22 protein-coding genes are annotated in these 26,972 nt (G+C 65.4%); 7 read left to right on the top strand and 15 right to left on the bottom strand.

Translation table 11 applies throughout. The features are described 5' to 3' along the window. Positions 1-88 precede the first annotated feature (88 nt). From SLV14N_RS17760 to SLV14N_RS17745, 4 genes are all read right to left on the bottom strand, one after another. On the bottom strand, positions 89-1,468 hold the full coding sequence (locus tag SLV14N_RS17760; protein WP_263270083.1) for an ATP-binding protein: 1,380 nt from the start codon (positions 1,466-1,468) through the stop codon (positions 89-91). A gap of 31 nt (positions 1,469-1,499) precedes the next feature. Further along, positions 1,500-2,189, bottom strand: coding sequence for a hypothetical protein (locus SLV14N_RS17755; protein WP_263270081.1), 690 nt, complete (start codon positions 2,187-2,189; stop codon positions 1,500-1,502). After that, the gene (locus SLV14N_RS17750; RefSeq protein ID WP_046929256.1) at positions 2,189-2,497 is read right to left on the bottom strand and encodes a DUF6112 family protein; all 309 of its coding nucleotides are present in this window, start codon (positions 2,495-2,497) and stop codon (positions 2,189-2,191) included. Before SLV14N_RS17750 ends, SLV14N_RS17755 begins: the two co-directional genes overlap by 1 nt. 78 nt (positions 2,498-2,575) lie before the next feature. Then, entirely contained in the window at positions 2,576-3,709 is a 1,134-nt protein-coding gene (locus tag SLV14N_RS17745) for a C40 family peptidase (RefSeq protein WP_263270079.1), read from the bottom strand. A 606-nt stretch (positions 3,710-4,315) separates the two neighbouring features. Between SLV14N_RS17745 and SLV14N_RS17740 the strand changes: the two genes are divergently transcribed. After that, on the top strand, positions 4,316-5,065 hold the full coding sequence (locus tag SLV14N_RS17740) for a site-specific DNA-methyltransferase (RefSeq protein ID WP_263270078.1): 750 nt from the start codon (positions 4,316-4,318) through the stop codon (positions 5,063-5,065). Between the two features lie 95 nt (positions 5,066-5,160). On the opposite strand, the gene SLV14N_RS17735 is transcribed toward SLV14N_RS17740, so the two are convergent. Then, entirely contained in the window at positions 5,161-6,078 is a 918-nt protein-coding gene (locus tag SLV14N_RS17735; protein WP_263270077.1) for a DUF5655 domain-containing protein, read from the bottom strand. Between the two features lie 142 nt (positions 6,079-6,220). Between SLV14N_RS17735 and SLV14N_RS17730 the strand changes: the two genes are divergently transcribed. Then, positions 6,221-7,039 (top strand): NUDIX domain-containing protein, encoded by an 819-nt coding sequence (locus SLV14N_RS17730; protein ID WP_263270076.1) that lies wholly within the window; start codon positions 6,221-6,223, stop codon positions 7,037-7,039. 69 nt (positions 7,040-7,108) lie between these two features. Here the strand turns inward: SLV14N_RS17730 and SLV14N_RS17725 are convergent, their stop codons facing one another. Genes SLV14N_RS17725 through SLV14N_RS17715 form a run of 3 tightly spaced genes read right to left on the bottom strand, consistent with a single transcriptional unit; the run spans position 7,109 to position 11,390 of the window. Next, positions 7,109-8,026, bottom strand: a complete 918-nt coding sequence (locus SLV14N_RS17725) for a phospholipase D family protein (RefSeq protein WP_263270074.1) — start codon at positions 8,024-8,026, stop codon at positions 7,109-7,111. After that, complete coding sequence (locus SLV14N_RS17720) at positions 8,023-9,918, bottom strand: ATP-binding protein (RefSeq protein ID WP_263270073.1); 1,896 nt, start codon at positions 9,916-9,918, stop codon at positions 8,023-8,025. The genes SLV14N_RS17725 and SLV14N_RS17720 overlap by 4 nt, the downstream gene beginning before the upstream one ends. Beyond that, positions 9,903-11,390, bottom strand: a complete 1,488-nt coding sequence (locus SLV14N_RS17715; protein WP_263270071.1) for a DEAD/DEAH box helicase — start codon at positions 11,388-11,390, stop codon at positions 9,903-9,905. Before SLV14N_RS17715 ends, SLV14N_RS17720 begins: the two co-directional genes overlap by 16 nt. A gap of 583 nt (positions 11,391-11,973) precedes the next feature. Between SLV14N_RS17715 and SLV14N_RS17710 the strand changes: the two genes are divergently transcribed. From SLV14N_RS17710 to SLV14N_RS17690, 5 genes are all read left to right on the top strand, one after another. Then, positions 11,974-13,131, top strand: coding sequence for a cysteine desulfurase family protein (locus SLV14N_RS17710; RefSeq protein WP_263270069.1), 1,158 nt, complete (start codon positions 11,974-11,976; stop codon positions 13,129-13,131). A gap of 60 nt (positions 13,132-13,191) precedes the next feature. Next, a complete protein-coding gene (locus tag SLV14N_RS17705) occupies positions 13,192-14,298 on the top strand; it encodes a DUF4007 family protein (protein ID WP_263270068.1) in 1,107 nt (368 codons plus the stop codon). 2 nt (positions 14,299-14,300) lie between these two features. Continuing rightward, positions 14,301-17,900: an ATP-binding protein gene (locus SLV14N_RS17700; RefSeq protein WP_263270066.1), complete on the top strand. Its 3,600-nt coding sequence runs from the start codon at positions 14,301-14,303 to the stop codon at positions 17,898-17,900. Continuing rightward, complete coding sequence (locus tag SLV14N_RS17695) at positions 17,897-18,733, top strand: phosphoadenosine phosphosulfate reductase family protein (RefSeq protein ID WP_263270065.1); 837 nt, start codon at positions 17,897-17,899, stop codon at positions 18,731-18,733. Before SLV14N_RS17700 ends, SLV14N_RS17695 begins: the two co-directional genes overlap by 4 nt. 603 nt (positions 18,734-19,336) lie before the next feature. Further along, positions 19,337-20,176, top strand: coding sequence for a phosphoadenosine phosphosulfate reductase (locus SLV14N_RS17690; RefSeq protein WP_317633711.1), 840 nt, complete (start codon positions 19,337-19,339; stop codon positions 20,174-20,176). A 115-nt stretch (positions 20,177-20,291) separates the two neighbouring features. Here the strand turns inward: SLV14N_RS17690 and SLV14N_RS17685 are convergent, their stop codons facing one another. The 7 genes from SLV14N_RS17685 to SLV14N_RS17655 form a co-directional block, all read right to left on the bottom strand. Further along, the gene (locus SLV14N_RS17685) at positions 20,292-21,131 is read right to left on the bottom strand and encodes a hypothetical protein (protein ID WP_263270063.1); all 840 of its coding nucleotides are present in this window, start codon (positions 21,129-21,131) and stop codon (positions 20,292-20,294) included. A gap of 12 nt (positions 21,132-21,143) precedes the next feature. Further along, the gene (locus SLV14N_RS17680) at positions 21,144-21,281 is read right to left on the bottom strand and encodes a hypothetical protein (RefSeq protein ID WP_263270062.1); all 138 of its coding nucleotides are present in this window, start codon (positions 21,279-21,281) and stop codon (positions 21,144-21,146) included. 244 nt (positions 21,282-21,525) lie between these two features. Then, positions 21,526-22,362, bottom strand: a complete 837-nt coding sequence (locus tag SLV14N_RS17675) for an immunity 49 family protein (protein ID WP_263270061.1) — start codon at positions 22,360-22,362, stop codon at positions 21,526-21,528. After that, entirely contained in the window at positions 22,359-23,210 is an 852-nt protein-coding gene (locus tag SLV14N_RS17670; RefSeq protein WP_263270059.1) for an immunity 49 family protein, read from the bottom strand. Before SLV14N_RS17670 ends, SLV14N_RS17675 begins: the two co-directional genes overlap by 4 nt. An 11-nt stretch (positions 23,211-23,221) precedes the next feature. Next, positions 23,222-26,032 (bottom strand): hypothetical protein, encoded by a 2,811-nt coding sequence (locus SLV14N_RS17665; RefSeq protein WP_263270058.1) that lies wholly within the window; start codon positions 26,030-26,032, stop codon positions 23,222-23,224. Further along, positions 26,029-26,496: a DUF6507 family protein gene (locus SLV14N_RS17660; RefSeq protein ID WP_263270057.1), complete on the bottom strand. Its 468-nt coding sequence runs from the start codon at positions 26,494-26,496 to the stop codon at positions 26,029-26,031. The genes SLV14N_RS17665 and SLV14N_RS17660 overlap by 4 nt, the downstream gene beginning before the upstream one ends. Positions 26,497-26,621: 125 nt before the next feature. Further along, on the bottom strand, positions 26,622-26,933 hold the full coding sequence (locus SLV14N_RS17655; RefSeq protein WP_263270056.1) for a pore-forming ESAT-6 family protein: 312 nt from the start codon (positions 26,931-26,933) through the stop codon (positions 26,622-26,624). Positions 26,934-26,972: the final 39 nt, after the last annotated feature.

The following is a 26,972-nucleotide window of genomic DNA, read 5'->3' as shown; positions in this document are numbered from 1 at the left end:
CCTTGGAACGTGGAGAGAAAAGAAGGAAGGGGAAGACGGGGGCGGGCGGGCCGAGCGCAGCCGGGCGCCCGCCCCCGTCAGATGAGGGCTACGAGCCCGATCCGCCTGGTGGCTTGGGGTAGATCCACCGCTGCGGCGTGCTACCGCCCTGCGGCGGAGGCCCACTTGCCGGTGGCGGCCCGCTGGGCCGTGGCGTCGGCGGGTCCATCCGCGTACCCGCTGCGGCCGAGGGCCCGGACGAGACCGGCGCTGAGGCTGCCGCCGCGCCCGAGGTGGTCCCCTGGCCGGGGCGCTGGATCAGGGGCTGGCCGCGGTCGCCGTCCGTGGGAGGCCGCTGGATCAACGCCCGGCCCTTGTCGCCCGTGGCGTTGGGGTCTTCGCCGTAGCGGAAGCGGGTCTGCTTCGGCTTACTGCCACCGCTTGAGCCGCCGGTCGGATCGATGCCGGAGGCGAGGCCATCCGTGCCCTGGCCCGGCACCTTCGACGGCCCCTGCGGAGCAGGCGTCCCGGTGCCCGCCTGCATGGCGAGCTGGCCTGCGGTCTTGGCCGCACCCGCAGCTACCGCCATTCCGGCTACGCCGGTGCGGTGCAGGTCATCGTGGCCCCCGCCATCAGCGGCCCAGTGGATGAACTTGTAGGTGGCGTAGGGGCAGAGCATCACCAGGACCATCACGACGATGCCCGCGATCGCATCCGACAGGGCAGCGAGCCCACCGTGCGAGTCGGACTTGCCCATGGCCGAGACACCCAGCAAGAACACGATCGTCATCAGCAGTTTCGAGACGACCAGGGTGGCCGTGGCCTCGATCCAGCCGCGGCGCCAGCGCTTGGCCACTTCCCAGCCCCCGCCGGCCCCGGCGAAGACCGCCAACGTGACCAGGACCAGGATGCCGACCTTGCGGGCGACCATCACGGCCCAGTACAAGAACGCCCCGATCGCGCAGCCGAGCGCGATGATCGAGGGGACACCCCAGCCCAGGCCGTACATCGCCCCCAGCTCGTTGACCTTGATCATGCGGCGGACCGCGTCATCGACGGAACTGTTGGCGGCCTTGAACAGACCGGCACTGAGCACGTCGACCACGGTGATGGCGACGGTGGTACAGGCGATGGCGGCGAAGGCGAAGAAGACGCCCACCATAGTTCCGAACGCAGCCTGGACAAGGGCACGTTCGTCCCTGCGCCAGGCAGCACGGGTGAGCTGCAGGCAGAACGTGCCCACCGTCAGGATCAACCCGATCGGCAACAGCAGCTCGTAGTTATTGCGGAACCACTCGGCGTTCAGGTCGATGGCGGTGGTCTTGTCGACCGCCTTGGAAGCAAGGTCGGCCGCGGACTGGGCCACTTCGCCCATCGACTTGGCGATCCAGGCACCGATGCCGTCGGTGACCGCCTTGCCGGTGGAGCTGACGACGCCGCCGACGGCGTCGCAGACCGTATTCATCAGGGGAAGGTCGCAGGCTCCCATCAGGGCACCTCCTTATCCGGGTTGTGGGCGGTCATGGCGCGGTGTTCGGCAGGACGGCGGCCAACGCGCAGTTCTGGTGCGGCCGGCACTGGACGGCGAGGGTCATCGAGCGGGCCTCGGCCCCGGCCCCCGAGCCCTTCCAGGCGAGGGTCTGGTTGCCGGTGACCGTGACGGCGTAGACGTACGCCTCGGTGATCGCACCGGGATCCTGCGCCAAGGCGGTCTTGAACGCCTGCGGGAAGTGGCCCTCGCCGACCGTGGCGCTCGCGTGCTGGCGGTTGTCGTGCAACCGCGACCACAGCACCGGGCTGGGCACCTGGTCGGAGACGGACTTCCAGTCGGCGTACTTCTTCTCGCCGGACATCCACCGCTTCAGCCCGGCCAGGTGCTCGGACTGGGAGAAGGCGCGGGTGTCGTACGTCCACAGGACCTTCGTGGCCGCCTTGGCGAACGCGATCGGATCGGTCGTCTTCGGCGGCGCCGCGACAGCCACGCCCTTGCCGTCAGTAGCGTCGGGCGAGGGCGACGACTCCTGAGCGGATTGCGACGGTGGTGAGGGCTTGGCCGAGGGCGGGCTCTGCGTACGGTTGAGATACGCGACGAGACCGGCGACGGCCAGCAGCACGGCGAGGATGATGCCGCCGATCAGTGAGCGCCGCAGGACCGAGGTCGGTTCTCCGTGCGTACGCTCCTCGGGAATGCGGAGACGTTTCTTCGGCATCAGTGGACCTGCGTTCCCATGGCGGAGAAGAACGCGACGATGCCGTTGGCCGCGCCCAGCAGCAGGGCGCAACCCGCGGCAACCGCCGTGCCCTTCTTGCCGTTCGCCTCCGCCTGATGGCCGCCGCTGTGGTGGCCCCAGGCCCAGACGACCGCGGAGATGACCAGGGCGCCGACCGCGGCGATGATGCCGAACAGGTTGATGCTGCCCATCACGTTCTTCAGGACATCGAGACCGGGAAGCCCGCCCTGCTTCGGCGTAACGCCGGGGTTGTAGGCCAGGTACTGGGCGTGCTGCATGAGCTTCATAGGAACTCCAGTGCGAATACGGGCATGCGAAGGCCCGGAAGGGGAGGAAGGGGGAGACGGGGGAGAGGGAGAGGTCGGTCAGACGACTCGGCGGGCGGCGAGGACGTCCGGCCGCCAAGTAGCGAGAGTCGAGATCTTGACCACGTCGCCGGTCTTCGGAGCCTGCAGGATCAGCCCCTGGCCGATGAACATCCCGACGTGTTCCGGCACGGCTGCTGTGCCGCGGGTGAAGAGCAGATCGCCAGGCTTGAGGGCATCGACGCTGACCGCCTTACCCTCCTTGACCTGCGTGTACGTGGTCCGGGAAATCGAGACCCCACCGGCCTTGTACGACGCCTGCATCAGCGACGAGCAATCACACCGGCCCATCGGGTCCTGACCGCGCGGATCGGTACAGCTGCCACCCCACTGGTACGCAGTGCCAAGCTGACCGAGCCCCCAACGGATCGCTGTGCGAACCGACTTGGGTGCGTCAGCCGGGATCTTGTAGCCCTTGGGGACGGACCCGGCCGGGATCGGGCCGAACCCGCTCCCATCGCCTCCCGTCCCACATTCACCAGAAGGGACCTCCGGATTGGCTTCCTTGTCGTCGTCCTTGCCGGAACCGCCCTTGGCCGGGAGGTTCTTGGTGATGGCCTTCTGGAGCGCCGTGGCCAGCGGTTCCCACTTGGCGTAGGCGTCCGGGAACCCGCTCGCCTGGACCGCCTGCGCGGCCTGGGCGATGGTCATCGACTGCCAGCCCGAGACCTTCAGCAGCCCCTCGTAGAACTTCGTCGAGGCGTGCACCGGATCCCGGACCTGCTGCGCGGTGCCCCAGCCCTGGCTGGGCCGCTGCTGGAACAGACCGAGAGAATCCCGGTCGCCGTAGTTCAAGTTCCGCAGCCCCGACTCCTGCAAAGCAGTCGCCAGCGCGACGATCTGCCCGCGCGGGGGCACCTTCATCGCGACGCCGGTGGCCAGGATCGTCTTGGCGTTCGGTATCTGCTCCTTGGGGTTGTCCAGCCCCGGAACGGACACCGAACCCTTGCCGCCGCCCTTGAGGATCGACTGCACCTGATTGGCCACGGCCTTGGCGTCCACCGCACCGGCACCACCGGCTTCGCCGCAGGCGGCCTGGGCGTTGCTGGCGCCGGCCAGGGCGACGGCGATGGGCGCGATCACCAGCATCGGGGCGAGGACGACGCCCCCGGCTATCGCAGCGACCTTCTTCACAGCCGGCCACCGGACGCTCGGAGTATCCGAAGATCTGGCTCGGGGGAAGGGCGCTCCTGGGCATGCTGCATTAGCAGCTCCTTACTCGTAGGCAGTGCGGTGCCGGCGTTCTCGTCGAAAAGGCCACCGGCACCACACCGGTTAAATATCCGAAAGTCCCCGAAGGGAGGGCCGCGCTTCGGAGTTGCTAACTCCGAAGCGCCGGACCCTTTATCGCAATGCGGCAGCCAGCCGCGCTCGTAATCTCAGGCGCCACACGGTGAATTCCTCTCCCTCGCATCCATCAGGGTTTTCACGGGTGTCGAGTGGGTCGCCAATTGGACGAGGCAACACGCATCAACACAGCTCAACAGGGCCGGAACCAGGGCCCGTCCTGCGAACATGCCGAGACTGTAGAGACAAAATCCGGCCGCACCAAACGAGCCGTGATCATGAAAGGGGCGACCAAGATCCTGCCATTGGGTGCGGCCGGAAAAAGGCGCTAACCTCCAGCCCACTGCTCACCCCAGGCACCGTCCATGCGGTTGTCCCGAGCAGCACTGGCACGCATATCCCGTTCCACGGGTGCGTGCATGTGGCCGTCTTCCGGAAAGAGAGATCCGCCGAATGTCGTCGTACACCCTGCACCGAGGCGATGCGCTCACCGTTCTGAAGTCCCTGCCGGACGAGAGCGTCGACAGCGTCATTACCGACCCGCCGTACAACTCCGGCGGGCGCACCAGCTCTGAACGCACTGCCCGCACCGCGCGGGCGAAGTACACCAGCGGCGACGCCCGGCACGACCTGGCCAACTTCCCCGGCGAAAACCGCGACCAGCGCTCCTACCGCGCATGGCTGACCGAACTGCTCACCGAGGCATACCGTGCCAGCCGCGAACACGCCGTCGTCATGGTCTTCTCCGACTGGAGGCAGGACCCGACGACGTCGGACGCGCTGCAGATGGCCGGATGGACATGGTCCGGCACCATCCCGTGGATCAAGCCGACCTCACGGCCCCGCAAGGGTGGGCCGAAGCAGGACTCCGAGTTCATCCTCTGGGGCGTCAAGGGAAGCCTCGACAACACCCGAGACCTCTACCTGCCCGGCCACTTCATCGCCTCCCAGCCCCGCAAGGACCGCGTCCACATCACCCAGAAACCCGTCGAAGTCATGCAGCAGCTCGTCCAGGTCTGCCCGCCCGGCGGCACCGTCCTCGACCCCTTCACCGGCAGCGGCTCCACCGGCATCGCCGCACTGAAGGAAGGCCGCAACTTCGTCGGAGCCGAACTCTCCGACCACTACGCCGGCATCGCCGAACAGCGCCTCCGCAACGCCCTGACCCGGGACGACTTCGCACTCGCCGGACCTGAAGAGTGAGAGCGAAACGCCCCGGCAGACCGGGCCAGAACACAGACAAAGGGCGGTTGCGTCATCGAAAACCCGATGACGCAACCGCCTTTGGCCGTTCGAGGTCAGGATGCTTCGACGCTCTGCCGGATGAGGTCACCGGCTCGTTCAAGGTCCTCGCGTGATCTGATCCGCACCTCGACGCCGTCCTTGATTCCCAAGCACCCCAGGCCGCGGACGTCTCGGGAGAAACCCTCCTCCAGCTCCACGGCGTCCGGGTCCAACTTCAAGTTGGCCACGAGCATCCGGCTTCGCGGCTGGACCCGCACCGTGGCGACATTCCTGATCCGCCGGTACGCGAAGTAGTGGAGCTGTGGCTCCATCCGCACATCGTCGTGCGACAGCAGCACGTCATTGAGGTCCGCGAACAGCTCTTGAAGATCCTGCGGAGACTCATCTAGGTGCTGATGAACCGGCTTCGGCGACGGCACATTGGCAACGTGGCCCGCTTCGAGTGCCTTCCCCCGTGTCCGCGATGGGGCACCGGCAACGGACGCGACCAGCTGTAGCGTCAGCACGTCATCGAAGACCCGGTAGCTGACCAAGTCGATCCGGCGGCCGATCATCTCGATCGCGACCGTGTCGTGATGCGTGAAGTCCCCCGCGATGCAGACGAGCCGTGGATTGCTCCAGTCGACGGACTCCACTGCCTCGACGCCAAGCTTCGCCTTCACCAGGCTCTCGAACTCGTGGTGGTGATCGTAGAGCCACGAAAGATACGACAGCGCCTGATTCGTGACGTTCTGGTCGCGGGAGCGCTTGTACTCGATCAGCGCAGGCGCGCCGTTCTCGTCTAGACCAAGGGAGTCGATCCGGCCCCGGTGCCGGCCCGTGGCGTATTCGCTGGCCAGGAAGCGGATGCCGAGCATCGCCTCCATGTTGTTCTCGATCAGCGTCTGAAGGTGACGCTCCAACGGCATCGACGATCCCGGTATCTCCGTGGCCCGCCCGTCGCGGACACGGAACGCCTTCAAGTTGCTCATGCCCCTCCCCCGTCTGCACTTCGATCCTGCGCAGGAACAATCGAGGAGCGGAAGTAATTATTCCGGGAGCAGCCGCGGTGCTGAGCTGGTTAGCCCGTAGCTGCCCCACAGGGAGATCACGGCGGGTAGTACCGTCATCGGCATGGGGAACGGGGCCCGCTGGCGGCGGCTGGAGAGCGAGATCTTGTTCACGGGCGGCCCCAAGGACCGTATCCGTCTCGCGGTGGACCAGGCCGTACGACCCGACGGGGCCGTCGTAGCGTATCCACACGTTGCCGCACCGGACTCGGTGCGCGTACTTGCAGTTCACCACGGCCGCGTGCCGATGGTCACCCAGCATCACTACCTGCACAACACGGAGATCACCGACTTGCCTGGCGGTCTCATCGATGAAGGCGAAGAACCGGCAGACGCCGCGCGTCGCGAACTCGCCGAAGAGACGGGGCTGCACGCGTCTTGGGTGTATCCGCTCGGCGTCGTCGCGACCGCCCGGTCTGCGACCACGGAGACGGCCCACCTCTTCCTCGCCCACGGATGCGTGCTTGGAGAGACGAGCCTCGATGCCGGCGAGGCAGTCGCAACGAAGTGGTGCTCATGGCACGAACTCGCAGAAGCCGACGTCATGGCGGTGCATGGCGCCATTCCCCAGGCTCTCGCCGACGCCGCGTCCCTCGCAGCCGTGCAACGAACTCAAGCGCCGATGCGTGCTGTCGGAGGGGCACTTCCCGAACCCCATGACGACCTGCCCACGGCCGCCTATGCGGCGTACACCGTGACCGAGCTGCGCGATCCGATCGTGGATGAGCGGCTGACGCTCGTGTGGCTCGACCTGGCCGTCGGTCGGTACCCGGAAGGTGCATCCATCCTGGCCGAACTGAAGGGGGCCTACGGAGGGCCGGACGCTGAGCGAGCTTGGACACGCGCCACCGAGCGGCTCTGGGCTCTGGCCCAGGGGGCGTGACCCGGCCTCGACAACCTGGCGCGCTCCCACAAGCTTCCCCCGGAGCACTATCCGCTGGCCTGTCCGGTTCTATTCGAGCTCACGGCCTTGTCTGATTTCCCACGGACCTGTCGGCACCACGCGCACTTCGCCAAAGTACTTGAGCCACTCCCCGATGTTCTCGGCTGCGCGTTGAGCCTGTGATGTGGTGCATTCGTCAGCGTCCAAGAGCTGCTGCTGCAAGTCGGCCATGCTCAGCCGGCCCTCGGTGACCAGCTGCCCGACCTCCGGCATCTCGTACAGGCGTGCCCGGACTGCCTTGGAGAAGGCTTGCTCGTCCAGTCCGGGCGGCACATCCAGGTGCGCCAGGTCGCGGATCACGCCGGCGAGGATCTCACTGACGTAATCGTGCTTCGCCCCGCGGTACACGCGGTAGAGCCGGTTAGGTGATCGCGTCTCTGGTCTCCAGGCAGTTCGCTGCTGATCGGCGTCACCAGTCACCAGGATGAGGGCAGGACGGTCCTCGTCCTGCTTGAGCAGCTCAGCCTGCTCGCGTATCTGGCGCGCCAACTCCAGGCTTGCCGGGATGCCATCGCCATCTATCTGCTCGAGCAGCCGCTGGACCTCGGGGTGGGACGTCGGCGCCTCGATGAGCAGCTCCAGATTCTTTGGGCGCCTCCTTCCGGTCGCTTTGGCGGTGAGGTTGGCTGACCCGACGAGACATCGGTCATCGGCGAGATAGAGCTTCGCGTGGAGATCGTGGCAGAGCAGGATGGTGACGCGGCCGTCCTGAGCGGCGAGTTCGGCGATCTCGGGGTCTGACACCCCGGCCGCCACCTCCAGCACAGACCACCGCGTCACGCAGAGGATCTCGGCATCTGGTGCCGTGATTGCCGCGAGAGCGGCCCTGAACACGTCCTTCTTGATGAAGGGAGCGATCAGGGCCACACGACCGCGAGCTGACGCAAGGAGATCTTCGATCTGCCGCCAGACGTGGTCAAGTGTCACTCGTCGTCCTCTTCGTCATCGGCGGTGAAGAACTCGCTGGCCAACCGCCCCCAATCCTGGCGCATCTTCTTGACGCGGTCCTTGGTCTTGGAGCCTTCCGGCAGTTCATCCTCAAAGCGTGCCCAGGAGAACATCAGGAGCTTGAACGCGCTGGCGGCCCGCTCCAGCCGATCAGCCAATTCGCGCTGGCTTGCGCCTTCAACATCGCTGTCGAGGACCGCTACGAGGTCGTTGTAAACCGGGTGGTCCATGTTGAGGGCAACCTGGAGCATCCCGGGGATGAACTCGATGTTGAAGAAGGCAGGGGAGTCCGGGTTACGGCTGGTCAGCAGGCGCACGTGCCGGTGCTGAGCCATCGTCTCTTCGATGATGCGCTTGGCATCCGCTTCGGGGTACTTGTGCGTCTCGACCAAGCTCTCGAACTGGAGCTGCTGGCTCTCCTCCGGAGAGCTCTCCTTCTCCAAGGTATCGGTCAAGCTTGGACCGGCCTCGACCCGCCTCTTCTTCACTGCCTGCTCAGCCGCGGCTTCTGCCTTCTCATGGCGCTTGCGGCTGGTTCCAGTGCCGCGCGTCTGGTCCTCCAAATCCTTCCGCAGCTTACTGATGAGCTTTTGGCGGATTTGGTAGACGATGTCCATCAGCTTCAGCTTGGGATCGCCGTCTTCGGCGAGCTGTTCCTTGAACTCGTCCCAGGTCATCCCGGACCCGTCCGCTTCTTCGTTCCAGTCGAAGTGGGCCAGCTCTGAGAAAGCTGTCGCGGACTGCTTGTTGTTGGTGACGCCGAAGACCTCGTCGAGCTGGGGATCGAATTCGATCTCAATTCCCCACCAGCGCTCAACCGGGTCGTAGACGCTTACCCAGCCTTTGTCGAGGTCGAGTTCACGGTCAGCGCGGATGAGCGAGACGCCGAGATTGCGCGCGGCGTGCTTGCCCCATGGAGTGGCGCCCGGCTTCATAGTGGGGGAGATGTTGTCCGGCCAAGGCTGTCCCTCCACGTCGGGCCGCCGGGAAGCGTCCTCGGCGATGGAGGCACGCACCCGTACGGGGTACTTCTTGCCGTCAATGCCCTCGACCATGAACTCTTCGACTCCGACCTTGCCGACGGAGCCGCCACCGTAAGCGCGGAACATCGGCCTATTGTCGAAGGGGAACGGTGTCGAAGTCCGCTCGGTCAGATACAGGGGGTCATTCGGGAGTGCGTCTCGCTCCTCAAGGATGTCCCACCCATGGACCGGGACGAGACGGATGCGGCACCGACCATCGGCGATAAACCTCCGGTAGATGCGGCCGATCAGCTCCTCGGTTCTCCGGAGCGTCGTCTCCGCTCCCACCCACTGAACTCGGTCCAGCTTGGTCCACAACACAAGCGTCCCTGACGGGCCGAGCCCCTGGCTCAGGTTCTGCCACTCTTCCGGCACCGGGTCGTGTCGAGGCTCAGGGACCTGCGCGTCCTTCCCATTGATCTCTTCGAGATCGAGGTGAGTATGCAGGGCGTTCTCGGGGCCGTTCTGCCAGGACCACACATCTACTCGCTGACACTGCGACATGCTGGAGTTGGGCAGACCGACGCCAAAGCGGCCTATCCCTTTACGCTCCTGTCGGCTGCCCACGCCAAACCGCAAGGAACGCCGGAGCGTCTCACGGTCCATACCGTTGCCGTTGTCCATCACAGCGATCTTCTCGACGTGGTAGCGCGCCCGTTCAGACCGCCGCTGTGTGCTCTCAACGGCGAACAGCTCCACGAGATCGGCATTCTCTTCGATGCCGTTGTCGATCAGTTCGGCGATGGCGTGTGCCGTCGACTTGTAGCCGCTGTCCCTCATGGCCTTGATCGTCATGTCCGAGCTGACGATCGGGTAGGCCGCAGCGGCGTCGATTACCTGTTGCTCCATACATCCTCCCAGTTCGTGAATGCCTCTGCGACGTCTCCGAATCCTGGGAGATCAGGATCGACAACGGTGACTACGTCACATGTGGGTGTTCCGCCGGCATGAGGCCCGCGGATGACCCGCCCGACCATCTGGCTATAGAGGACCAGGGACCTGGTGGGGCGGGCGATGACTGTGGCGCTCGCCGCGGGGGCGTCGAAGCCCGTGGTGAGTACGCCAAAGTTGGAGAGCACCATGGGCTTACTGGACGGGCTCTTGAACCGTGCAATGGCGTTGTCGCGGTGTCGGGTTGAGGACTCGGCCGTGACCTGAGCGGCGTCCAGACCCAGTGCGGAGAGGATGGCGACGATCAGGCGGCTGTGCTCGACGGACGCGGCGAAGAGCAGGATCCGTCGGTGGTCCTTGATCAGGTCGAGGACCGTGCGTACGACCTGCAGATTCCACTGCACATTTGTCGCCAGTCGATCCACCAGCGTTTCCGGGATCTCGAACGCGTTCGCAATCCCCTGCTGATCGGCTGCACTGAGCTTCATGCCGGACTGAGTAGCGACAGTGCGGAAGAGAGGGCGGGCAAGGTAGCCCTGTTCGATCAGGGCGGTGACCGGGTTGTCGTAGCCGTCGATCTCAAGCATCACCTTCTGGCGGGCGAAGAACTCCGACAGTTTCTCGTCCTCGGAGATGTTCGCCCAGGTCCGCCCCGGTGTCGCGGTGAGGCCCAGCAGACTCGCGTCACGGCGCAGTGTCAGTGCGTCGACTACACGGCTGTAGGTGGGGGCGACGGCCTGATGGGCCTCGTCGAAGACTGTGAGCGTGGCATGCAGGGCCAGGCGGTCCAGGAATGTGCGGTCGCTCTTGGCCGCGGAGACAGCTTTGTCGAGCCCGAGGACCACGATGCCGTCGGTGATGCCCTCTAGTTCCACCGGAGCGTCTCCCCACATGCGGATGACGCTGACCTCGCGGTTGCCGAGCGCTCCCCAAGCCCGCTCGAACTCGGTCGCCGCCTGTTCGAGAAGTTCACGGCCTCTGGCGAGCCAGACCACCACCGTCGGCTCATGTCCGCGCAGGTGGTCACAGATGAGGTTCATCCCGGTCCGGGTCTTACCCACACCGGTCGGGAGATGCAGAACGGCCCGCCGTTCGCCGGAGTACAGCAAATCACGCACACGCCGGGCAGCGCGGCGCTGGTGAGGGAACATGCCATACGCCGGTGCAGTGGCGCTGCGGAAGGCCGTCGGAGCCTCTGATGCCCTGTCGACCACCAGGCCGAGGAAGCCGAGAAGCGTCCGCCGCTGGTCCGCGGTCCATTCGGCTTTGGACAGGAATGAGTCCGCTCCGGTGGAGCCATCCCATCCGAGCCTGTTAGCGAGTTCACTGCGCTTCGCCTCGGGCAGGAGCGCGAGGAAGCTCTCGCGTTCATCTGGCTGCGAGATCAGCCGCTCGGGAGAGACGGCACTGACGGCGACCCGGCGGAGCATTGCCTCCTCCGTGGGGCCGCCCCCGAGAAGGTCAAGAAGAGCGCACGTATCCTCACCAAGCAGGCCACGCACGTAAGTTAGGGGTGCGGCGTCAAGGACGTGGCGGAAGGATAGCCCTGGTGATTGCGTAGTCATCTGTCCCCCTGCCGTACCCATGTCCCCTTTCGGTGCCGCGAGTACGCGTTCCACCGCTGCAACCCAGCTCCCTGTCCTCGGTGTTGTGCGCCACGACTCGCGGGAATACCAGCGTCCTGACGTGCGATCAACACTAGACCGGACCACTGACAGCCGGGGCCTGATCAGCGAATTTCGGTCGAGACAAGAGCTGCCCGTCTAACGAGGAGGGCCCCTGCGGCCGACTTCAGGGCGTGTCGGGACAGGAAGCGGGCTGGAACCGATCAGTAGCACAGCGTGTCCGCCTCGCGTGGGATCCGGCGAGCCTGTCTCGGTTGTCTCAGGCGTTCGTTAGGATCTCATTGCACTCCTGGCGGAACCCGAGGTCCGGCCGTGGAGAGCCACCAGGAGTGACCAGAGGAGCGCATCGCAGCAAATGGGGGCAAACGTGACAGGTGACGCACTAGGGGTGGACGATGTGGTGTACCTCGACTACAACGCCACCGCGCCGCTGCGGCCCGAAGCTCTCGAAGCAACCCTCGCCGCGCTCAAAGACGTGGGCAACGCCTCCAGCATGCACCACCTCGGGCGTAGCGCGGCTGGCCGGGTCGACGAGGCTCGTCGGCAGCTTGCTGACCTGATTAGCTGCGCCCCTGGCGAGATCGTCTTCACTTCGGGGGCCACGGAGGCGAACAACCTAGCTCTGCGGACTGCTTATGCGCGCGGCGGACTGTTGGTGACCGCCGCGGTGGAGCATCCGGCAGTACTGGAAGCCGCACGCGCCGTGACAGCAGAGCGGCCCGACTCTCTCGTCGTACTGCCGGTCAACGGCGACGGCATTGTTGACCTGGAGCCTTTGGATGCAGCACTCCGCGGCGGCAAGGTGGCCCTCGTCTCTCTCATGATCGGGAACAATGAGACCGGGGTACTGACCGACCTGGTACCGGTCTGCAAGGCGGCCCACGAGGCCGGTGCGCTGGTCCACACTGACGCCACGCAATATGTCGGGCGTCTCCCGCTGGATCTCCGTGAGATCGATGTCGATCTGCTGTCACTCTCCGCTCATAAGTTCGGCGGTCCGCAAGGTATTGGTGCCCTCTTCATCCGCCGGGGGACCTCACTGCCTCACCGTCCGCTCCTCGTGGGCGGAGGGCACGAGCGCGGGTGGCGTGCCGGGACGCTGAACGTGGCAGGCATCACAGGTCTGGGAGCAGCCGCTGAGGCCGCCCGGCTGCAGCTTGCGCACGAAGCAGCCCAAACCGCCGCTCTGCGTGATGCCCTCGAAGCAACACTGACTGCTCAGATTGAGGGCTGCCGGATCAACGGTGCGCGCGTGCCCCGCCTGCCTGGCGTCACGAGCATTACCTTCCCTGGCCTGCCGGCGGATGCTGTCCTTGCAGCAATGCCGCACGTGGCCGCATCTGATGGCAGCGCATGCTCGTCAGGGGCCCCAAGCCCAAGCCATGTGCTTCTCGCTATGGGGCTCAGCCGCGACGACGCGGACTCCACGGTGCGGTTCTCCCTCGGATACGCCACGACCCAGCGCGACGTCGATCGGGCAGTGACTGCCGTCACGGAAGCAGTGCGCCACGTCCGGTCGGTCATGGCTGCCACGGCCGAACCTTGATCGGCGTTGCACCGCATGCATACCTCTCTGCCCAACATGCCCACTGAAAGGCCCCATCGCATGTCAGACAGCCGGCTCGCTGAAGCCGTCGAACTTTCCTTCGGGCGCCATGAGACCTTCGCCCCGCGCTTCGGCTGGCTGCATAAGGCGTACACGCGAGTTAAGGACGACAGCGAGATCTTCCACCGTGAGGACGCACCCGTCCGGCTCGGCGTGGGTAAGAACATGGTCTATTCCATGAGGTACTGGTCTAAGGCTTTCAAGCTCACCCAGGAGCACGAGCACGAAGAACCGTCCTATCGTGCGCATGTCGCCTCGCCGACCTGGCGGGCTCGGTGGCTGCTGGACGAGGAGGGGGCCGACCCCTATCTCGAGGACACGGGCAGCCTGTGGCTGCTGCACTGGTGGCTGCTCTCGTCCGAACCTCAGGCCAAGTGCTGGGTACCCAGCTGGTACGTCATGTTCAACCTGGCTCACCGTTCCCGGGTCACGTCGACGGAGATGGCCAGCGTCATCACGCGTCACGTTCGCGAGAACTTCGAGGAGGGCGATTGGCCCGCGCCGGAGTCGATTGGCCGTGACGCGGAGTGCTTGATCAAAATGTACGCGTTGGACCAAGAGTTCAACCCACTCTCTCCTGGCAGCTTCGAGGACCTGCTCCTGTCCCCGTTCCGTGAACTGCGTCTGCTGGAGGGCCAGGGCAAAGGCAGGAACCGGACCTGGCGCTTCACGAGCGGGTCCCGCTCCAACTTGCCTGCACCGGTCCTTGCGTATGCCTGCCTGGACTACGCATCCCGATCCTCGTCGCAGGCCGGCTCCATCTCCATCGCACGGCTCGCTGAAGACCCCGGATCCCCGGGCCGCGCCTTCCGCATGCGGGAGCCAGAGCTCACGAAGGCGCTCGAACCCCTCATCAACGAGCATCCGGATCTGCAGATCATCTCTGCACTCGGTCAGCGCAGCCTGCGCTTTGACGTGGCTCCACAGGCGTTGGCTTGGAACGTCCTTGATGAACATTACGGACGCGTCCGGGAGCGCGAGGGCTTCCCCTCGCCGCAAGAATGGATCAAGAAGTACCCCGGGCTTGACGGTGACGCCCCGAAGCGCGCACGCCGCAAGCCGCCCCAGCAGACCGAGGTGCTGGAAATGAGCGAGGAGACCGCGTGACCATGGCCCCGACCACCAGCCACCCCGGCCCGTCCGCCGACTCCGCCCAGGTTCCCGCAGGCATCACCCTGGTCGGATCCGAGTTGCGCTCCACCAACCTGGAGCGTGACATCCGCGAGAAGCACCTCAACTCGCCATATGTGGGCGTGCGCGCCCTCGATGTACTTGAGCGCGTCACCAACGCCGTCGCAGACAAACGACGTACCCGTGCATGGTCGTTCACCGGTCCTTACGGCTCGGGCAAGTCCACCCTGTCGAACCTCTTCGACGCCTTCCTCGGACACGACACGACGCGCAGGTCGGAGGCTGAGGCCGCTGTGGCGGCCACCAGCCCAGGACAAGCGGCGCGATTGGCACGGGTTCGTGATGAGCTCACCAGTGAGGGTTTCCTGGGAGCAGTTGCTACTGCACGTCGAGAGCCTCTCGCAGCGACCGTGTACCGGGCGCTGCAGACCGCGGTCGAGCGTAAGTGGAAGAAGCGCGCCCCCAAGGACGTCGCTCAAGCACTCGCCGCCTGCGCAGGCGACGATGTACCGACCACGCAAAACCTCATGGACGCGGTTACGGTTCTTTGTGACCGGCATCCTGTCCTGCTGATCCTCGACGAGTTCGGCAAGACCCTCGAATACCTCGCCGCCGACGGCGACTCCGGAAGCGCCGACAGCGACGTCTTCCTGCTCCAGATGCTCGCCGAAAAGGGCGCAGGTTCCTCGGGCATGCCCTTGTTCATGTTCACCCTGCAGCACCTGGCGTTCACGGACTATGCGGCACGTTCCAGCAGCATCCAGACCCAGGAGTGGGCCAAAGTCCAGGGCCGCTTCGAGGACATCACGTTCGCACCCAACCTGGGCGACTCCATCCACTTGATGGGCCGCCGCCTTGACCACTCCGGTGTTGCGGAGCCGGGCCGCAGGCTCATCCAGGAGCAGGCACGCGCTGCTGAAGCCGCGTGGACCGACCATGCTCTCCACGCAGTCGTGGACATCTCCACCGAGATGTTCGGCGACCTGTACCCGCTGCACCCGCTGACTGCCGTCGCCGCACCGCAGCTCGCATTCCAGATCGGCCAGCACGACCGCAGCATCAATGGCTTCCTTGCCAGCGACGAGCCGAACACCGTGCGCCGCACCCTGGACACGAAGAAGTCCGCGGCGCCCGAGCGGGCTTCGACGATCCGCCTGCCGCAGCTGTACGACTACTTCTTTGCCTCCGGCCGCACGACGATCCTGGCCTCGTTCAACGCCAGCCGTTGGCTGGAGGTCGACAACCGTCTCAACGAGGCCAACGGGATGTCCACCGAGGACCAGGACGTCCTCAAGGTGGTAGGTCTCCTGAACCTCATGGACGTCGATGGCCTGCTGCGCGCCACACCGTCGATGATTCAGTTCGCACTGCACGACCCGGCTGATGCCCCTGACCCTGAGCGCTTCGCCGCCCTGCAGGGCCGACTCGATAAGCTCGTGGACGAAGGCTTCCTCGTCCATCGCTCCTACAGCAACGAGTACCGGGTCTGGCAGGGCACCGACGTCGACATCGATACGCGGGTCAGAGAAGTCGCCACCCGTATCGCCCCGGCCGACGTCGTCGAATACTTCAGCGAACACCTGGGCACAGTGCTCCCCGCCGCCGTAGTCGCCGGCGGCCACAGCCAACGCACTGGCATGCTGCGCTACTTCGTCACGGCAATCAGTCACAAGAGCGACAGCATCGACGGCCCCGACGTTGTCCAGGACGCGGCAGACGGCCTACTCCTGTACCACCTCGGGTCGCTGGAGTCTCGCCCCACGGTCAACTCACCACTGCCCGTGCTTATCGGCACAACAAAGAATCCCGATGCCGTCCTGCAGGCGGGTATCGACCTTGTGGCCCTTGAGGAACTGCAAGACGACGACACCATCGACCACGTCGCCGCGCGGGAGATCAAGGAACGTGCCGCATATATCTCCCAGAACATCAGCGTTCTGCTCGACGAGGCATTCAATCCGCTGAGCCCTCAGTCCACCTGGTACCTGTGGGACGAGGGGACCGAGACCCGGGGCGACCGCAGCGAGCCCGTCGAGGCCCGTAGCTACGCCGGCCTGGCCTCCCAAGCATGCGACCGCGTTTACCCCCACACGCCGCATGTCCGCAATGAGATGGTTGGCCGCCACCAGCTCACCAGCAATGCCGCCCGCGCTCGCCGCGAGGTGCTCACCGCAATGCTGCAACGGCCCGGTAACCCCCTGCTCGGATACGACCCAACGAAGTACGCCCCCGAGCGCGCGATGTACCACGGTGTGGTCGAGTACCTCGGCCTGCACGGCGACGGAGAGGCCAGCAGCGGAACCGATGACACCAGCATTCTGACCCATGCCATCTCGCATCCCAGCCCCAAAAGGAATCCCAGTGTCATCAAGGCATGGGAAGCTCTCGAAGAAGCGCTGACCAATGCGAAGCAGCCCACGCCGATTGTCGACATCTATCGTCAGCTCATGGCGCCGCCCTTCGGTGTCAAGGCGGGCGTCGTGCCCATCCTCATGGTGGCCGCACTGATCCTGCGGGCCCAAGACGTTGCCTTGTTCGAAGATGGCAACTACTGCCCCCACCTCACCCCGGAGATCGTTGAGCGGCTCAACGTCTCTTATCCAGACCGCTTTACGATCAAGGCCGCGCCAGTCGGTCGTGGCCAGCGTCGTCTCGTTGTAGAGGGCCTTGCCAAGGCCCTGAGCGTCGACACTCGCCGTGCTCGATCCGCTCGCAATCCCGCGCTGCTCGGTGTGACGCAAGCGATCGTCAAGCGGGTCCTGAGCCTTAAGCCCTACGCCAAACAGACTCAGCGCCTCAGTGCCGGAGCCCTCGCGGTCCGTGAGACCCTCCGTCACGCCACCGACCCAGACGAGCTCGTCTTCACAGCACTGCCCAAGGCACTGGGCTTCGACCCAATTCTGCCCAGCACCACCAAGGACGAGGCGACTGCAAAGGCGTACGTCGCCGGCCTGGCTGCGGCCCTCGACGACCTCTCCGGCGCCAGCCTTGCCCTGCGACGGGAGGCCGTGGCCACGATCGGACGGGAATTTCGTCTCCCCACTGAGCTTGCAGAACTGCGTGCCGGTCTCACGGGGCAACTGCGTGGATTCGCCAACGCCCAACTCGACCTCGACCTACAGGGATTCGTCTCTCGCGTCCTCGATGAGAGTTCGCAGGACGAAGGCTGGCTCTCCCCGATCATCATCCGTCTGATGAACAAGGCGCTCGACGACTGGACCGACAAGGACGTCAAGTCCTTCCCCCAGCGGGTCAGGGAGATGGCCCGCGCGCTCGACCGCGTCAGCCACCTCTATGAAGTTCACGATGTACCCGACGCCGGGCAAGAGCCGTCCGAGGCAAGGCAGATGGACACCCATCTGCTGACGCTGACCACCCCCAAGGGAACGGAAGAGCGCACGCTCATCCATGTACCTAGGCAGTCCCGCCAGACGGCAGACGACCTCGTTGTCAGTGTCATCAGGCAGGCTGAGAAGGCACTGGGCCCGGACGGCGCACGCATCCTGCTCGCTGCCCTGGCCGAGCGCCTGGCCGCGCAGGACTCCGCCGCGGCCCTCCAGAAGGAAGAGACGCTGTGACCGACATCAACAGCTCAAGCGGGAAGACACGCCACGTCCTCGGTCTGTCCGGAGGCAAGGACTCCTCCGCGCTCGCGATCCATATGCGCGACCGCGTGCCGGACATGGAGTATTTCTTCTGCGACACCGGTGCCGAACTCCCCGAAACATACGAGTACCTCAACCGCCTCGAAGCAGCGGTCGGTAAGCAGATCGTGCGCCTCAACGCGACCCGCGACTTCGACCATTGGCTCGAGGTTTACCAGGGCACCCTCCCCAGCCCCCAGATGCGGTGGTGCACGAAGAACCTGAAGCTCAAGCCACTGGAAGAGTGGGTCGGTGACGACGAGGTGATCTCCTACGTCGCGATCCGCGCGGACGAGAACCGCCTTGGATACGTCAGCACGAAGCCGAACATCAGCGCGGTCTTCCCCTTCCGCGAGGACGGCATCGATCGTGCCGGCGTCGACCGCATCCTCGATGAGGCCGGCATCGGCCTGCCGGCCTATTACGAGTGGCGCACCCGATCCGGCTGCTACTTCTGCTTCTTCCAGCGCAAGCACGAGTGGGTCGGTCTGAAGGACCGCCACCCAGACCTGTTCGAGAAGGCCATAGCGTACGAGGAGAAGGTCAACTACCGGCGCACGGCCATGCAGGGCCGGGAGTACACCTGGTCCCAGGGCGAGTCACTGCACGAACTGATAGCGCGCCGGGACGAGATCGAAGCCAAGCACCAGGCGGCTCTCGACCGGGCCGCCAAGCGCGTGAAGCCGAACACCCCTCTGCTCGAAATCCTCTCCGACGCCCACGACGAGGACGACGACGAGCCAGGCTGCTCCGCATGCCACCTGTGAAGCACTGACGCGATGAAGGGCCTTGCTGTCTCCTGGGGAACCGGAGACAGCAAGGCCCTTTCACGTCTTTGGTGTCTGCACCTCGCCCTGTGGGGCCTCGAACTCATCTACGCGTGCCGGCTCATCACGGTGGTGACGCCGTGGCCACTGAACAGGCCATCGGCGGGGTGGTGGGTGAGTAGGTCGGGCCGCACCAGCCTGGTGGGCCTGGGCATGATCCCATTATTCGAGTAGGCGCTGGAATGCCTGGACTGCAGGCTACGGAGGTCGCCAGTTACCGTGCCCGAGACCATGCGATGCCAGCTCTCCGGCTGCACCGATCACGGGAACGCAGGTCCGGATGACCGCGCCATGGCCCCGGAGTTTAGGCGCTGCAAGGACAAGTGCGCTTTCCGAACACCTCCGCAGCATCACACGCAACTATTCGGGTCTCCTGTTCATGCCAGTCGGCTATAGGTGTGCATAGGTCCGCTTGAAACCGCCAGAACCATCAATATCCGATGGTTTGGGACTCGTCCTTCCGGGATTTACGGCTCTACTCACATCTCAGGTGTCACCTGGCTGTAGAAGCAGTTTGACTTCTCCCATGAGGTGTCGTTGGTTGTGTCGTCCCAGCAGACGCTCGAAGCGAGGAGAGAAATGGCGGAGGCTCACGTCAAGGTGATCTCTTATGGAGGGGGCGTCCAGTCAACGGCGCTTCTGGTACTGGCTGCGCAGCGCCGCATCGACTTTCAAACCTTCCTCTTCTCAAATGTGGGCGATGATAGTGAGAATCCCGCGACGCTGAAATTTATTGAGGAAGTAGCGGGACCGTACGCGCAGGACAACGGGATCGACCTCCACATGCTAGAGCGTCGACGCCGCACCGGTGTTACCGAGACCCTCTGGGAGCGGCTCCACAAGCCAGAGGCGAGGTCGATACCAATTCCTGTCCGCATGGCCAACGGGGCACCCGGCCGACGCAACTGCACCGCCGATTTCAAGATCAAGGTGATTTCGAGATGGCTTCGAGAGCACGGCGCTACCGCCGAATCTCCTGCGACTGTCGGCATCGGAATCTCAGTTGACGAGATCCATCGAGCGAACAGGCGAAGGAGCGATCCCCGCGAGCAGATCACCTATCCCTTGCTCGACCTCGGGCTACGCCGCGAGGACTGCACGCGCCTCATCCGCGAGGCTGGTCTTCCTGTTCCCCCAAAGAGTTCCTGCTTCTTTTGCCCATTCCATACGGTCAGCGATTGGCAGGAGCTGCGTAAGACGGACCCGGAATTGTTCGCCAAGTCTCAGCAGCTCGAAGCGTTCATCAATGGTCGAAGAGCGGCTCTCGGTCGGGACGCTGCGTACCTCACCCGCTACGGTGTTCCGCTGGGCGAGGCGATACCTGACGTGCCGAGCGATGACGAAGGCGACGGGGACTGCGACTCTGGGTGGTGCATGACCTAGGAAAACCGAACCAGGTGAGACATCTGGTCGGTGAGGGGGTGCGCGCCAGCGCTTCACAGGCGCCGACGCCACCCCCTCGCGTGCTCCAACCCCTCCCGCTCTACCTCCTCCAGCCTCAGGAGATGGGGGGCTCCCCATGCTCCAGGTGCAGAAATACGAGGTAGTCCCTGTACGGGATTTCGTCGTCGACCCAGACTGCCGCCCCCGTCGAGCCCTTGATCCACATTCCGTCGATCAAGTACTTTTCCTCATTGGGGGCTTGAACAACTTCCTTCTCTACAGCCCAGGCGAGCAGGATCTGTCCGCCGATGAGGAGGGAAGAGGCGGCCTCCCTGCTTGCACAGACAAGCTCCCGTCCGGTTGCCAGGAAGTGCGTTTCGCGATCTTCTGGCTCGGGAATGCGCAATTCACCGCGGGCCGCCCGATTACGTAGGTCCATTGCGGCGCCCACTCCAGCGGATATAGAAGGTCCAATCGAAGCCTGACGGTGATGCTGCAAGAGATGCTGGGCAACACTGCCCGCATGTGTGGGGTGCGCTCTGCCCAGACGTCTGAGAGCTGCTTCGGCTTCTTCCACGGCGGACCTGACCTCGGTGGTAGGCAGATCAAGAGCCCGAACCAGGGCTCCTATCGCAGCAGCCGCGTAGCCGAGACGGATCTGGTGCAACTGCCAGTCGGCCATCATCTCCGACCAGACGACGTCGAAGTCCCCGCCGACGCACACCCCGCCATCGTCATAGGCCATGTCGAACGACACCGCCCTGAGTCCGCTGGTCAAGCGGAGCCAGGAATAGGTGCTGTCCCATCCATCTCGCTGAGAAGAGTGCGCGGTCGCCGGGATCCGTTCGATCCAGTCAGCAAGCTCATAGGCATGCTCTTGAGGGTCGAGAACAGCGAGCTCGGGCAGTGAGCGATAAAGGGGCACGCACGCACGAGACGATCCAGCGGTTGTCATGCTGGCAGGCTCTCACTTGGCGTCAACGTGCAAGTAGTCCTGCGGGCCGGTGGCAGGTAGCTTGCGCACCTCGTCCAGCGGCCCGACCCGGCAGGCCACCGGGCCTTGCTGTGCGTTGCCAGAGGCGAAGAGCGCGGAGCCCACTTGCATGGCGAGAACCCACGACTCCCAGGTTTCGAGGTCGCCCGCAACGGGGTCCTGGAGGCGGTGCCACTGCGCCGCCGAGAGTGCGAAGGGCAGGGCATCGTAGCGGTCGTCCTCGGATGCCTCGATCCCTCGATGGCGTCCCGGGAGGCCGCGACGACCGGTGCCATGATCACGGCCTCGTTGTCCATACGGAATGTGTGGCGTGAGATGACGATGGTCGTGTGTGCGCCATACGTGGGGTGCGGTGTTACGCGTCGAACTCGTCGCGCCAGGCGAAGTCGAGGAGGGCCTCGGGGAGGTAGTCGGACTCGACCTCGACCGGGATGCCGTTGGCCTTGGCCAGGCAGGCGATCGCCAGCGGAGCGAGAGCCACGATCCCGAGGATGTTTTCGGCGCGGTCCTCGTCGGCGGTCCAGTACTCCTTGTGCCAGCGGACGGCGTCGGCCAGGGCCTCGTTGAAGCCGGCGGCGTCGTTGCGCAGGTAGCGGTAGAGCATCATGATCGGCGGGTACCGGAGGTTGCCCATCTCCTCCGCGTCGACGACGCGGGCCTGCTCGGGAGCGCTCAGGTCCACGGCGCGCACCAGGTGTGTGCGCAGGTCGTCTCGGTGGAGCCAGAAGCTCTGGAGGGTTTCCACCCAGGCGTAGGTGTACTCGTCCAGGGCGCCGCCGAAGTTGCGCAAAAGGGACACCGGGATCCGGGCCAGCCTGTCGAGGCGGGCTGCTTCACGGCAGATGACCGCGAGGTAGAAGGCGTTGAGCCAGGTGTTCGCGTTGAGGTAGGTCTGCGGCCCGGTGGTGGCGAGGTGGCGCTCCTCCTGGCGGACCTTGCAGGTGACCGTTTCCCGGTTGGGATCGGCGGCGGCGAAGACGGCCGAATGTACCTGCATGGCCAGCAGCCAGGACTCCCAGGTCTCCAACATGCCGGCAGTGGGGTCCCCGACACAGCGGACGAGGGCGACGTTCAGCGACCTCATGACTGCGCCCGACCTGGAGTTGTGCGAGGTCTCGATCTCCTCCAACGAATAGGACAGCGACCCCTCCATGACGGGAACCACCGCCGCCATCTGTTCCAGGTGTCTCACGTGGGGAACTCGCCGCACCAGTTGCGTTTGATGAGGACGGCGGGCAGGTACTCGGACTCGACCTCGATGGGGATGCCCGCGTCGTGGGCGATGCAGGCCATGGCGAGGGGGGCGAGCGCGACGAGGCCCGGAATCGTGGCGGCTCGGTCCTCTTCGGTCCAGTACTCCTTGTGCAACTGGAGGGCGGCGACGAGCGCACGGTTGAAGCCGACATGATCCTTGCGGACGATCCGGTGGAACATCTCCATCGGCGGGTACATCAGCTTGCCCACCACCTCCGGGTCGGTGACGGTTTCCGGGTCCGTGCCGTCCACCGCGGCCACCAGCTTCTGGCCGAGGTCGGGGCCACCGAGCCAGTAGGTCTGGAGGGTGTCGATCCAGGCGAATTGGAACTCGTCGAAGCGCGAGCCGTTCTCGCGCAGCAGGGACAGCGGCACCTGGCACAGGGCCGTGATCCTGTCCCGTTCCCGGCACACCACGGCCAGGTAGAAGGCGGTGAGCCAGGTGTTCGGGTGCACATACCACTGCGGGCCGGTGGCCTGGAGTATCCGATCCTTGTGCGCAATGCGGCACTCAACTTGCGCCTCGGCCGTGGTCGCGGCAGCGAACACGGCGGAGCCGACCTGCATCGCGTTCACCCAGGCATCCCACGTGGGGAAGATCGAAGCCCTCGGGTCCATCAAGCAGTGCGCCTTGGCCAGGGTGAGCGTGCTGCCCAGGGCATCGCCCAGTCTGGTGGAGTGTGCCTCCAGCCCGTCGATCACCTTCTGTGCGTTGTCCTGGAGCACGGCGAGGCCCTCTTCCGCGTTCCCCGTGGGAAAGGGATGGCGGGGGATGTTCGAGACCAACGCGATTCTCCTTAGAAGAGCTTGAAGTGCTTGAGCTCGGCCCCAGCATACTTACCGGTGTTCTCGGTAGCCTGTACTAGAACGTAGCGCAGGGTCTTGTTCAAGATGGCGTCTTCTATCTCCGCGGCGTACTTGGCATCGCCCGGTGATGTGAAGGCCCGTTCCTTCATGTCGGCCACGACTGTGCGGACGTACTCGATGGTCCCCTGCTGCACCTTGGTGTTGGCGTCGAGCTCACCGTTGCCCTGGCGCCAATCCAGTGTTCCATTGGGGCCCTTCGCCTCGACGATGATGAGGTTGCCGTCCTTGTCACGCCAGAGCTGATCGAACTTCTTGGACCCGTTGGGCGTCTCCGGCAGCGGGGGGTCGTCGACCTCCTTGGCGCCCTCGAACTCCTTCTGAAGGAGCATGTGGCGCCTCGCGGCCTCTTCTCCGAGTGCCTCGCCGAGCTTGGTGTTGTTGGAGACGTCCGCGCCGACGGTCTGGTCGTAGTGCTTCTGCGCGTCGGCGAGCGCCTGCGCGGTCTCATCGGTTGGATGGTCCTTGAAGGTCCCCTCCGCTTGCTTCAGCTCCATGCCTGCGAAGCGCTTGGCCGAGACGTCGTCGAGGTGGTTGAGCTCACCCGGAGCGACCGTGTGCCGGCCCCTCTCCAGGGGAGTGAGGTGGAACTGCTTCGGGTTCGCGTAAGGCATTTCGTCGGCTGCCATCCAGCTGCCGTCCGGCTTCTCATTGAGCTTCGGCAGGAGCTGGCCGTCGACCATTTCCTCGGCATTGTTGCGCTTGCCGGGCCCCCACTTGTCGTAGTGTTCTGCGCGCCAAACCGGGTCCTCATTGGCCAAGCGGACGTGCTCGCGGGTGACGGCCATCCGTTCTGTGGGCGTCCGCTCGCTGGCCGGCTTCTCACGGGCAGCCTCGTACTCCGCTCGGTGAGCCGCGTCGTCGGCGCCGCGGGCTGCGTCATCGCTGCCTGGGTGGCCGGCGCCCGTCGACGGGGTGTCTGGGTGGCCACCGCCCGGGATTCCGTTGTCCGTGGAGGAGCCGCCCGGGATGGCATTGTCGGTCGTGGAACCGCCTGGCACGTCGTGGCCGCCGCCTGTGGACGGGGTGTCCGTGTGGCCCGCGCCGCCCGTGGGATTGTTGTCGCCGGTGCGGCTGGTGCCGCCTGCCCCGTTGTCCAGGTTGTTCGTGGGCATGTGGTCGCCCGCGTGGCCGCTGGGGGCGTGGCCCGCGGTGGTGTCCGGAGTCGTATCGGAGCGGCCGGGCGGAAGATCGTCCGCGGCCCGCACCGGGTCGGATATCTCTGAGCCGACGCGTATGGTGTCGTCGCCCCGTCCGCCGACGCCGGCCGGGACCCGTTGTTCCTCGCGGACCGGGGTCTCGATTCGTGGGTTGTCGGCGTCCGCGGCAGATGCGGCGGACTTCTCCTTGTGGGCGTCCTCGGCGCGCTGGAAGAGGCTGCCGTCCTCGTTGTAGAGGTCGGTTCTGGGGTCCATGTACTTGCCGGTGAATGGGTCCTTTACCGTCCCCGGCGGGAAGGTGACCGTGCCCTTGGGCAGCTCGATGCTGCCGTCCTGGAGCTTGGTCGCCCCTTCTGGGATGGCGGCGCCCTTGGGCAGCTGGATCGTGCCGTCCGGATTCTTGACGGCCCCCTCGGGCAGGCTGTAAGCGCCCTCGGAGATCTTCGGGACCTCGACGTGGCCGAGATCCTTGAGGTGGGCCATCACGTCGCCGACCTTCGACAGGCCCGCGCCTGCGCCCTTGATGACGTAGGTCATCGGGTCGACGGCACTGCCCACCTTGCTGACGACGGAAAGGCCCTTGGCCATCGCGCCGGCCTTGCCCGCGCCTTCCACGGCGGCACCGCCGCCGCGGGTGAAGACGGCGGTCACGACGTTGAAGGTGACCGCGCCGGCGGCCCGGGAGCCGTTCGATTCCCACTGGTCCCACGCCACAAGAGCCTTGCCGGTATCCAGCACCGCGGTACGCGAGTCCCGCAGCCAGGAGGGGAGCATCTTCCCCGGCAGCATCCAGTAGGTCTGTCCCACAATCGGCATGGCGGTGATCGTAAATGCGGTGGAGAGCTTAGCCAGGCCCTTCCACGCCTCGCCGGCAGCATCCCCGCCGTGCCCGCCGAACAGGGTGTACAGGCCGTCGATGGTGCCCCCCACACCGTCGACGATGAAGCCCTTGCCGAATTCGTAGGCGTGCTCCCACACCTGCCACGCGGGAATGGATTCCTCGACCGCCTCGCCCCAGGGCAGGCTCTTGGAGGCTTTGAGGGCTTCGGCGTCGTAGCCGTACCCGTTCTTGTGGGAGGCGTCGATAGTGTGGAGCGCATGGCCGCCGACCAGGGCGACGATCTTGGCGTGGCAGTCGCGTTCGGCTTCCTGGAACGCGGCCCAGACCTCGGCGATCTTGTTGCGGCGGCCCAGGTTCTCGTCAACGAGGTCGCCGTCCTCGCTCCAGTCGTCTTCGGCGGCCTCGTTGTCGCGGAAGTCGGCGGCTTCCTGCTTGAGCTGCTTCAGTTGGTGGATCAGCGGCCTGATCTCACGGGCGTAGGTGCCCAGAGCCTTGGCGATGACGTGCATGTCGTCACTGAGCTCGTGTGCCGTGCGTTCCACCGGTTTGGTGACGCCGAACAGCTGCTCTGCCTCGGGTGCCTTGTAGAAGGCGGCCAGTCCGCCGAAGGACTTGTGGACGTCCGAGCCAGCGGTTTGGACCTTGGAGCCGCCGCGGGACAGCGCCTTCGCCTTGGCTTCGAGAACGTCCAGATTGCCGGTGTAGACCGGTACATCGGCCGGGTCGACCGGTCCGCCGCTCACTTCTTCTTCCCCCCGAAGTCCTTGAGAGCGTCCAGCCGCACGTGACGGGCGGCGTTCTGGGCGTTCTTGGCCGCCTCCAGATCGCCTTGGACGTATTCATTGGTGGCTTTGGCAGCCCCCAGGACGGCGGCCTGGCAGCGCTCGGCCATCTTCTTCATGTGCGGCTTGCGCTTCGTCACGTACTCGGCCAGGGCGGTGGCGACCGGTCCCGTTGCTTTGTGCGGCAGCAGGTCGGGGGCCACCGGTCCCACCGGCTTGCCCTGCGGCAGCGCGCTGAAGGACGCGGGCCCGCGCATCGGGGTGGTCATGGCCTGCGTGCCCGGCACGGCCGTACCCGCCGCCTGAGCCACTTCCTGAATGTCAGAGAGCAGTGTGTTGAGGGCTTTCCCCAGATCTTCGGCATGCGTGCCGACGACCTTCAACTGGCCCTGTACTCCCTGTGGCTGGATGTCCCATGACGCCATGAACGCCCCCCTGCGTACACATATCTTTCACCGGCGCCGCGACCCGCGCGGCGCCGTCCCCACGGCCGGCAACCCGTCGGCGCACTCCGAAGGATCGCCTCTTCTGTCGATGTGCTGAGGCCGGCTCAGCCGATGTTGTTGACCGCGGCCTTCGCGCGCGCGAGCGTCTGGTGCGCGGTGCCGTCGTTCTTCTCCAGCGTCGTCTTCAGCAGCTGGATGATGCTCCTGACCTCCTGCGAGGCGCTGTTCCAGCGCATTTCCTTGCCGTGGTACTCCTCCGCGACACCATCCGCGGCGAAGTCCGACATCGCAGCCTTCACCTGCGCATCACGCGCCGCGATCACCTGCTCCAGGCGCGCGATCACCGCCTGGATGTTGCCCTGTGCCTCCGCTGATGCGCCCGAGTCGTACGAACGACGGTCCATGCCAGCAGCCATCACAATCACTCCCCGCTGAGATCTGAGTACTTGCGCCGC

Source organism: Streptomyces sp. Je 1-4 4N24 (assembly GCF_026239515.1).
In the GTDB taxonomy this organism is placed as follows: Bacteria; Actinomycetota; Actinomycetes; order Streptomycetales; family Streptomycetaceae; genus Streptomyces; species Streptomyces nigrescens.
This window is presented reverse-complemented; position numbering and strand designations above follow the sequence as displayed.

Coding starts and splice junctions, on each gene's coding strand:
- SLV14N_RS17760 (WP_263270083.1), bottom strand. CDS start 1,468: ATGGGAGCCTGCGACCTTCCCCTGATGAATACGGTCTGCGACGCCGTC.
- SLV14N_RS17755 (WP_263270081.1), bottom strand. CDS start 2,189: ATGCCGAAGAAACGTCTCCGCATTCCCGAGGAGCGTACGCACGGAGAA.
- SLV14N_RS17750 (WP_046929256.1), bottom strand. CDS start 2,497: ATGAAGCTCATGCAGCACGCCCAGTACCTGGCCTACAACCCCGGCGTT.
- SLV14N_RS17740 (WP_263270078.1), top strand. CDS start 4,316: ATGTCGTCGTACACCCTGCACCGAGGCGATGCGCTCACCGTTCTGAAG.
- SLV14N_RS17735 (WP_263270077.1), bottom strand. CDS start 6,078: ATGAGCAACTTGAAGGCGTTCCGTGTCCGCGACGGGCGGGCCACGGAG.
- SLV14N_RS17730 (WP_263270076.1), top strand. CDS start 6,221: ATGGGGAACGGGGCCCGCTGGCGGCGGCTGGAGAGCGAGATCTTGTTC.
- SLV14N_RS17720 (WP_263270073.1), bottom strand. CDS start 9,918: ATGGAGCAACAGGTAATCGACGCCGCTGCGGCCTACCCGATCGTCAGC.
- SLV14N_RS17715 (WP_263270071.1), bottom strand. CDS start 11,390: ATGCTCCGCCGGGTCGCCGTCAGTGCCGTCTCTCCCGAGCGGCTGATC.
- SLV14N_RS17705 (WP_263270068.1), top strand. CDS start 13,192: ATGTCAGACAGCCGGCTCGCTGAAGCCGTCGAACTTTCCTTCGGGCGC.
- SLV14N_RS17700 (WP_263270066.1), top strand. CDS start 14,301: ATGGCCCCGACCACCAGCCACCCCGGCCCGTCCGCCGACTCCGCCCAG.
- SLV14N_RS17685 (WP_263270063.1), bottom strand. CDS start 21,131: ATGACAACCGCTGGATCGTCTCGTGCGTGCGTGCCCCTTTATCGCTCA.
- SLV14N_RS17680 (WP_263270062.1), bottom strand. CDS start 21,281: ATGCAAGTGGGCTCCGCGCTCTTCGCCTCTGGCAACGCACAGCAAGGC.
- SLV14N_RS17660 (WP_263270057.1), bottom strand. CDS start 26,496: ATGGCGTCATGGGACATCCAGCCACAGGGAGTACAGGGCCAGTTGAAG.
- SLV14N_RS17655 (WP_263270056.1), bottom strand. CDS start 26,933: ATGGCTGCTGGCATGGACCGTCGTTCGTACGACTCGGGCGCATCAGCG.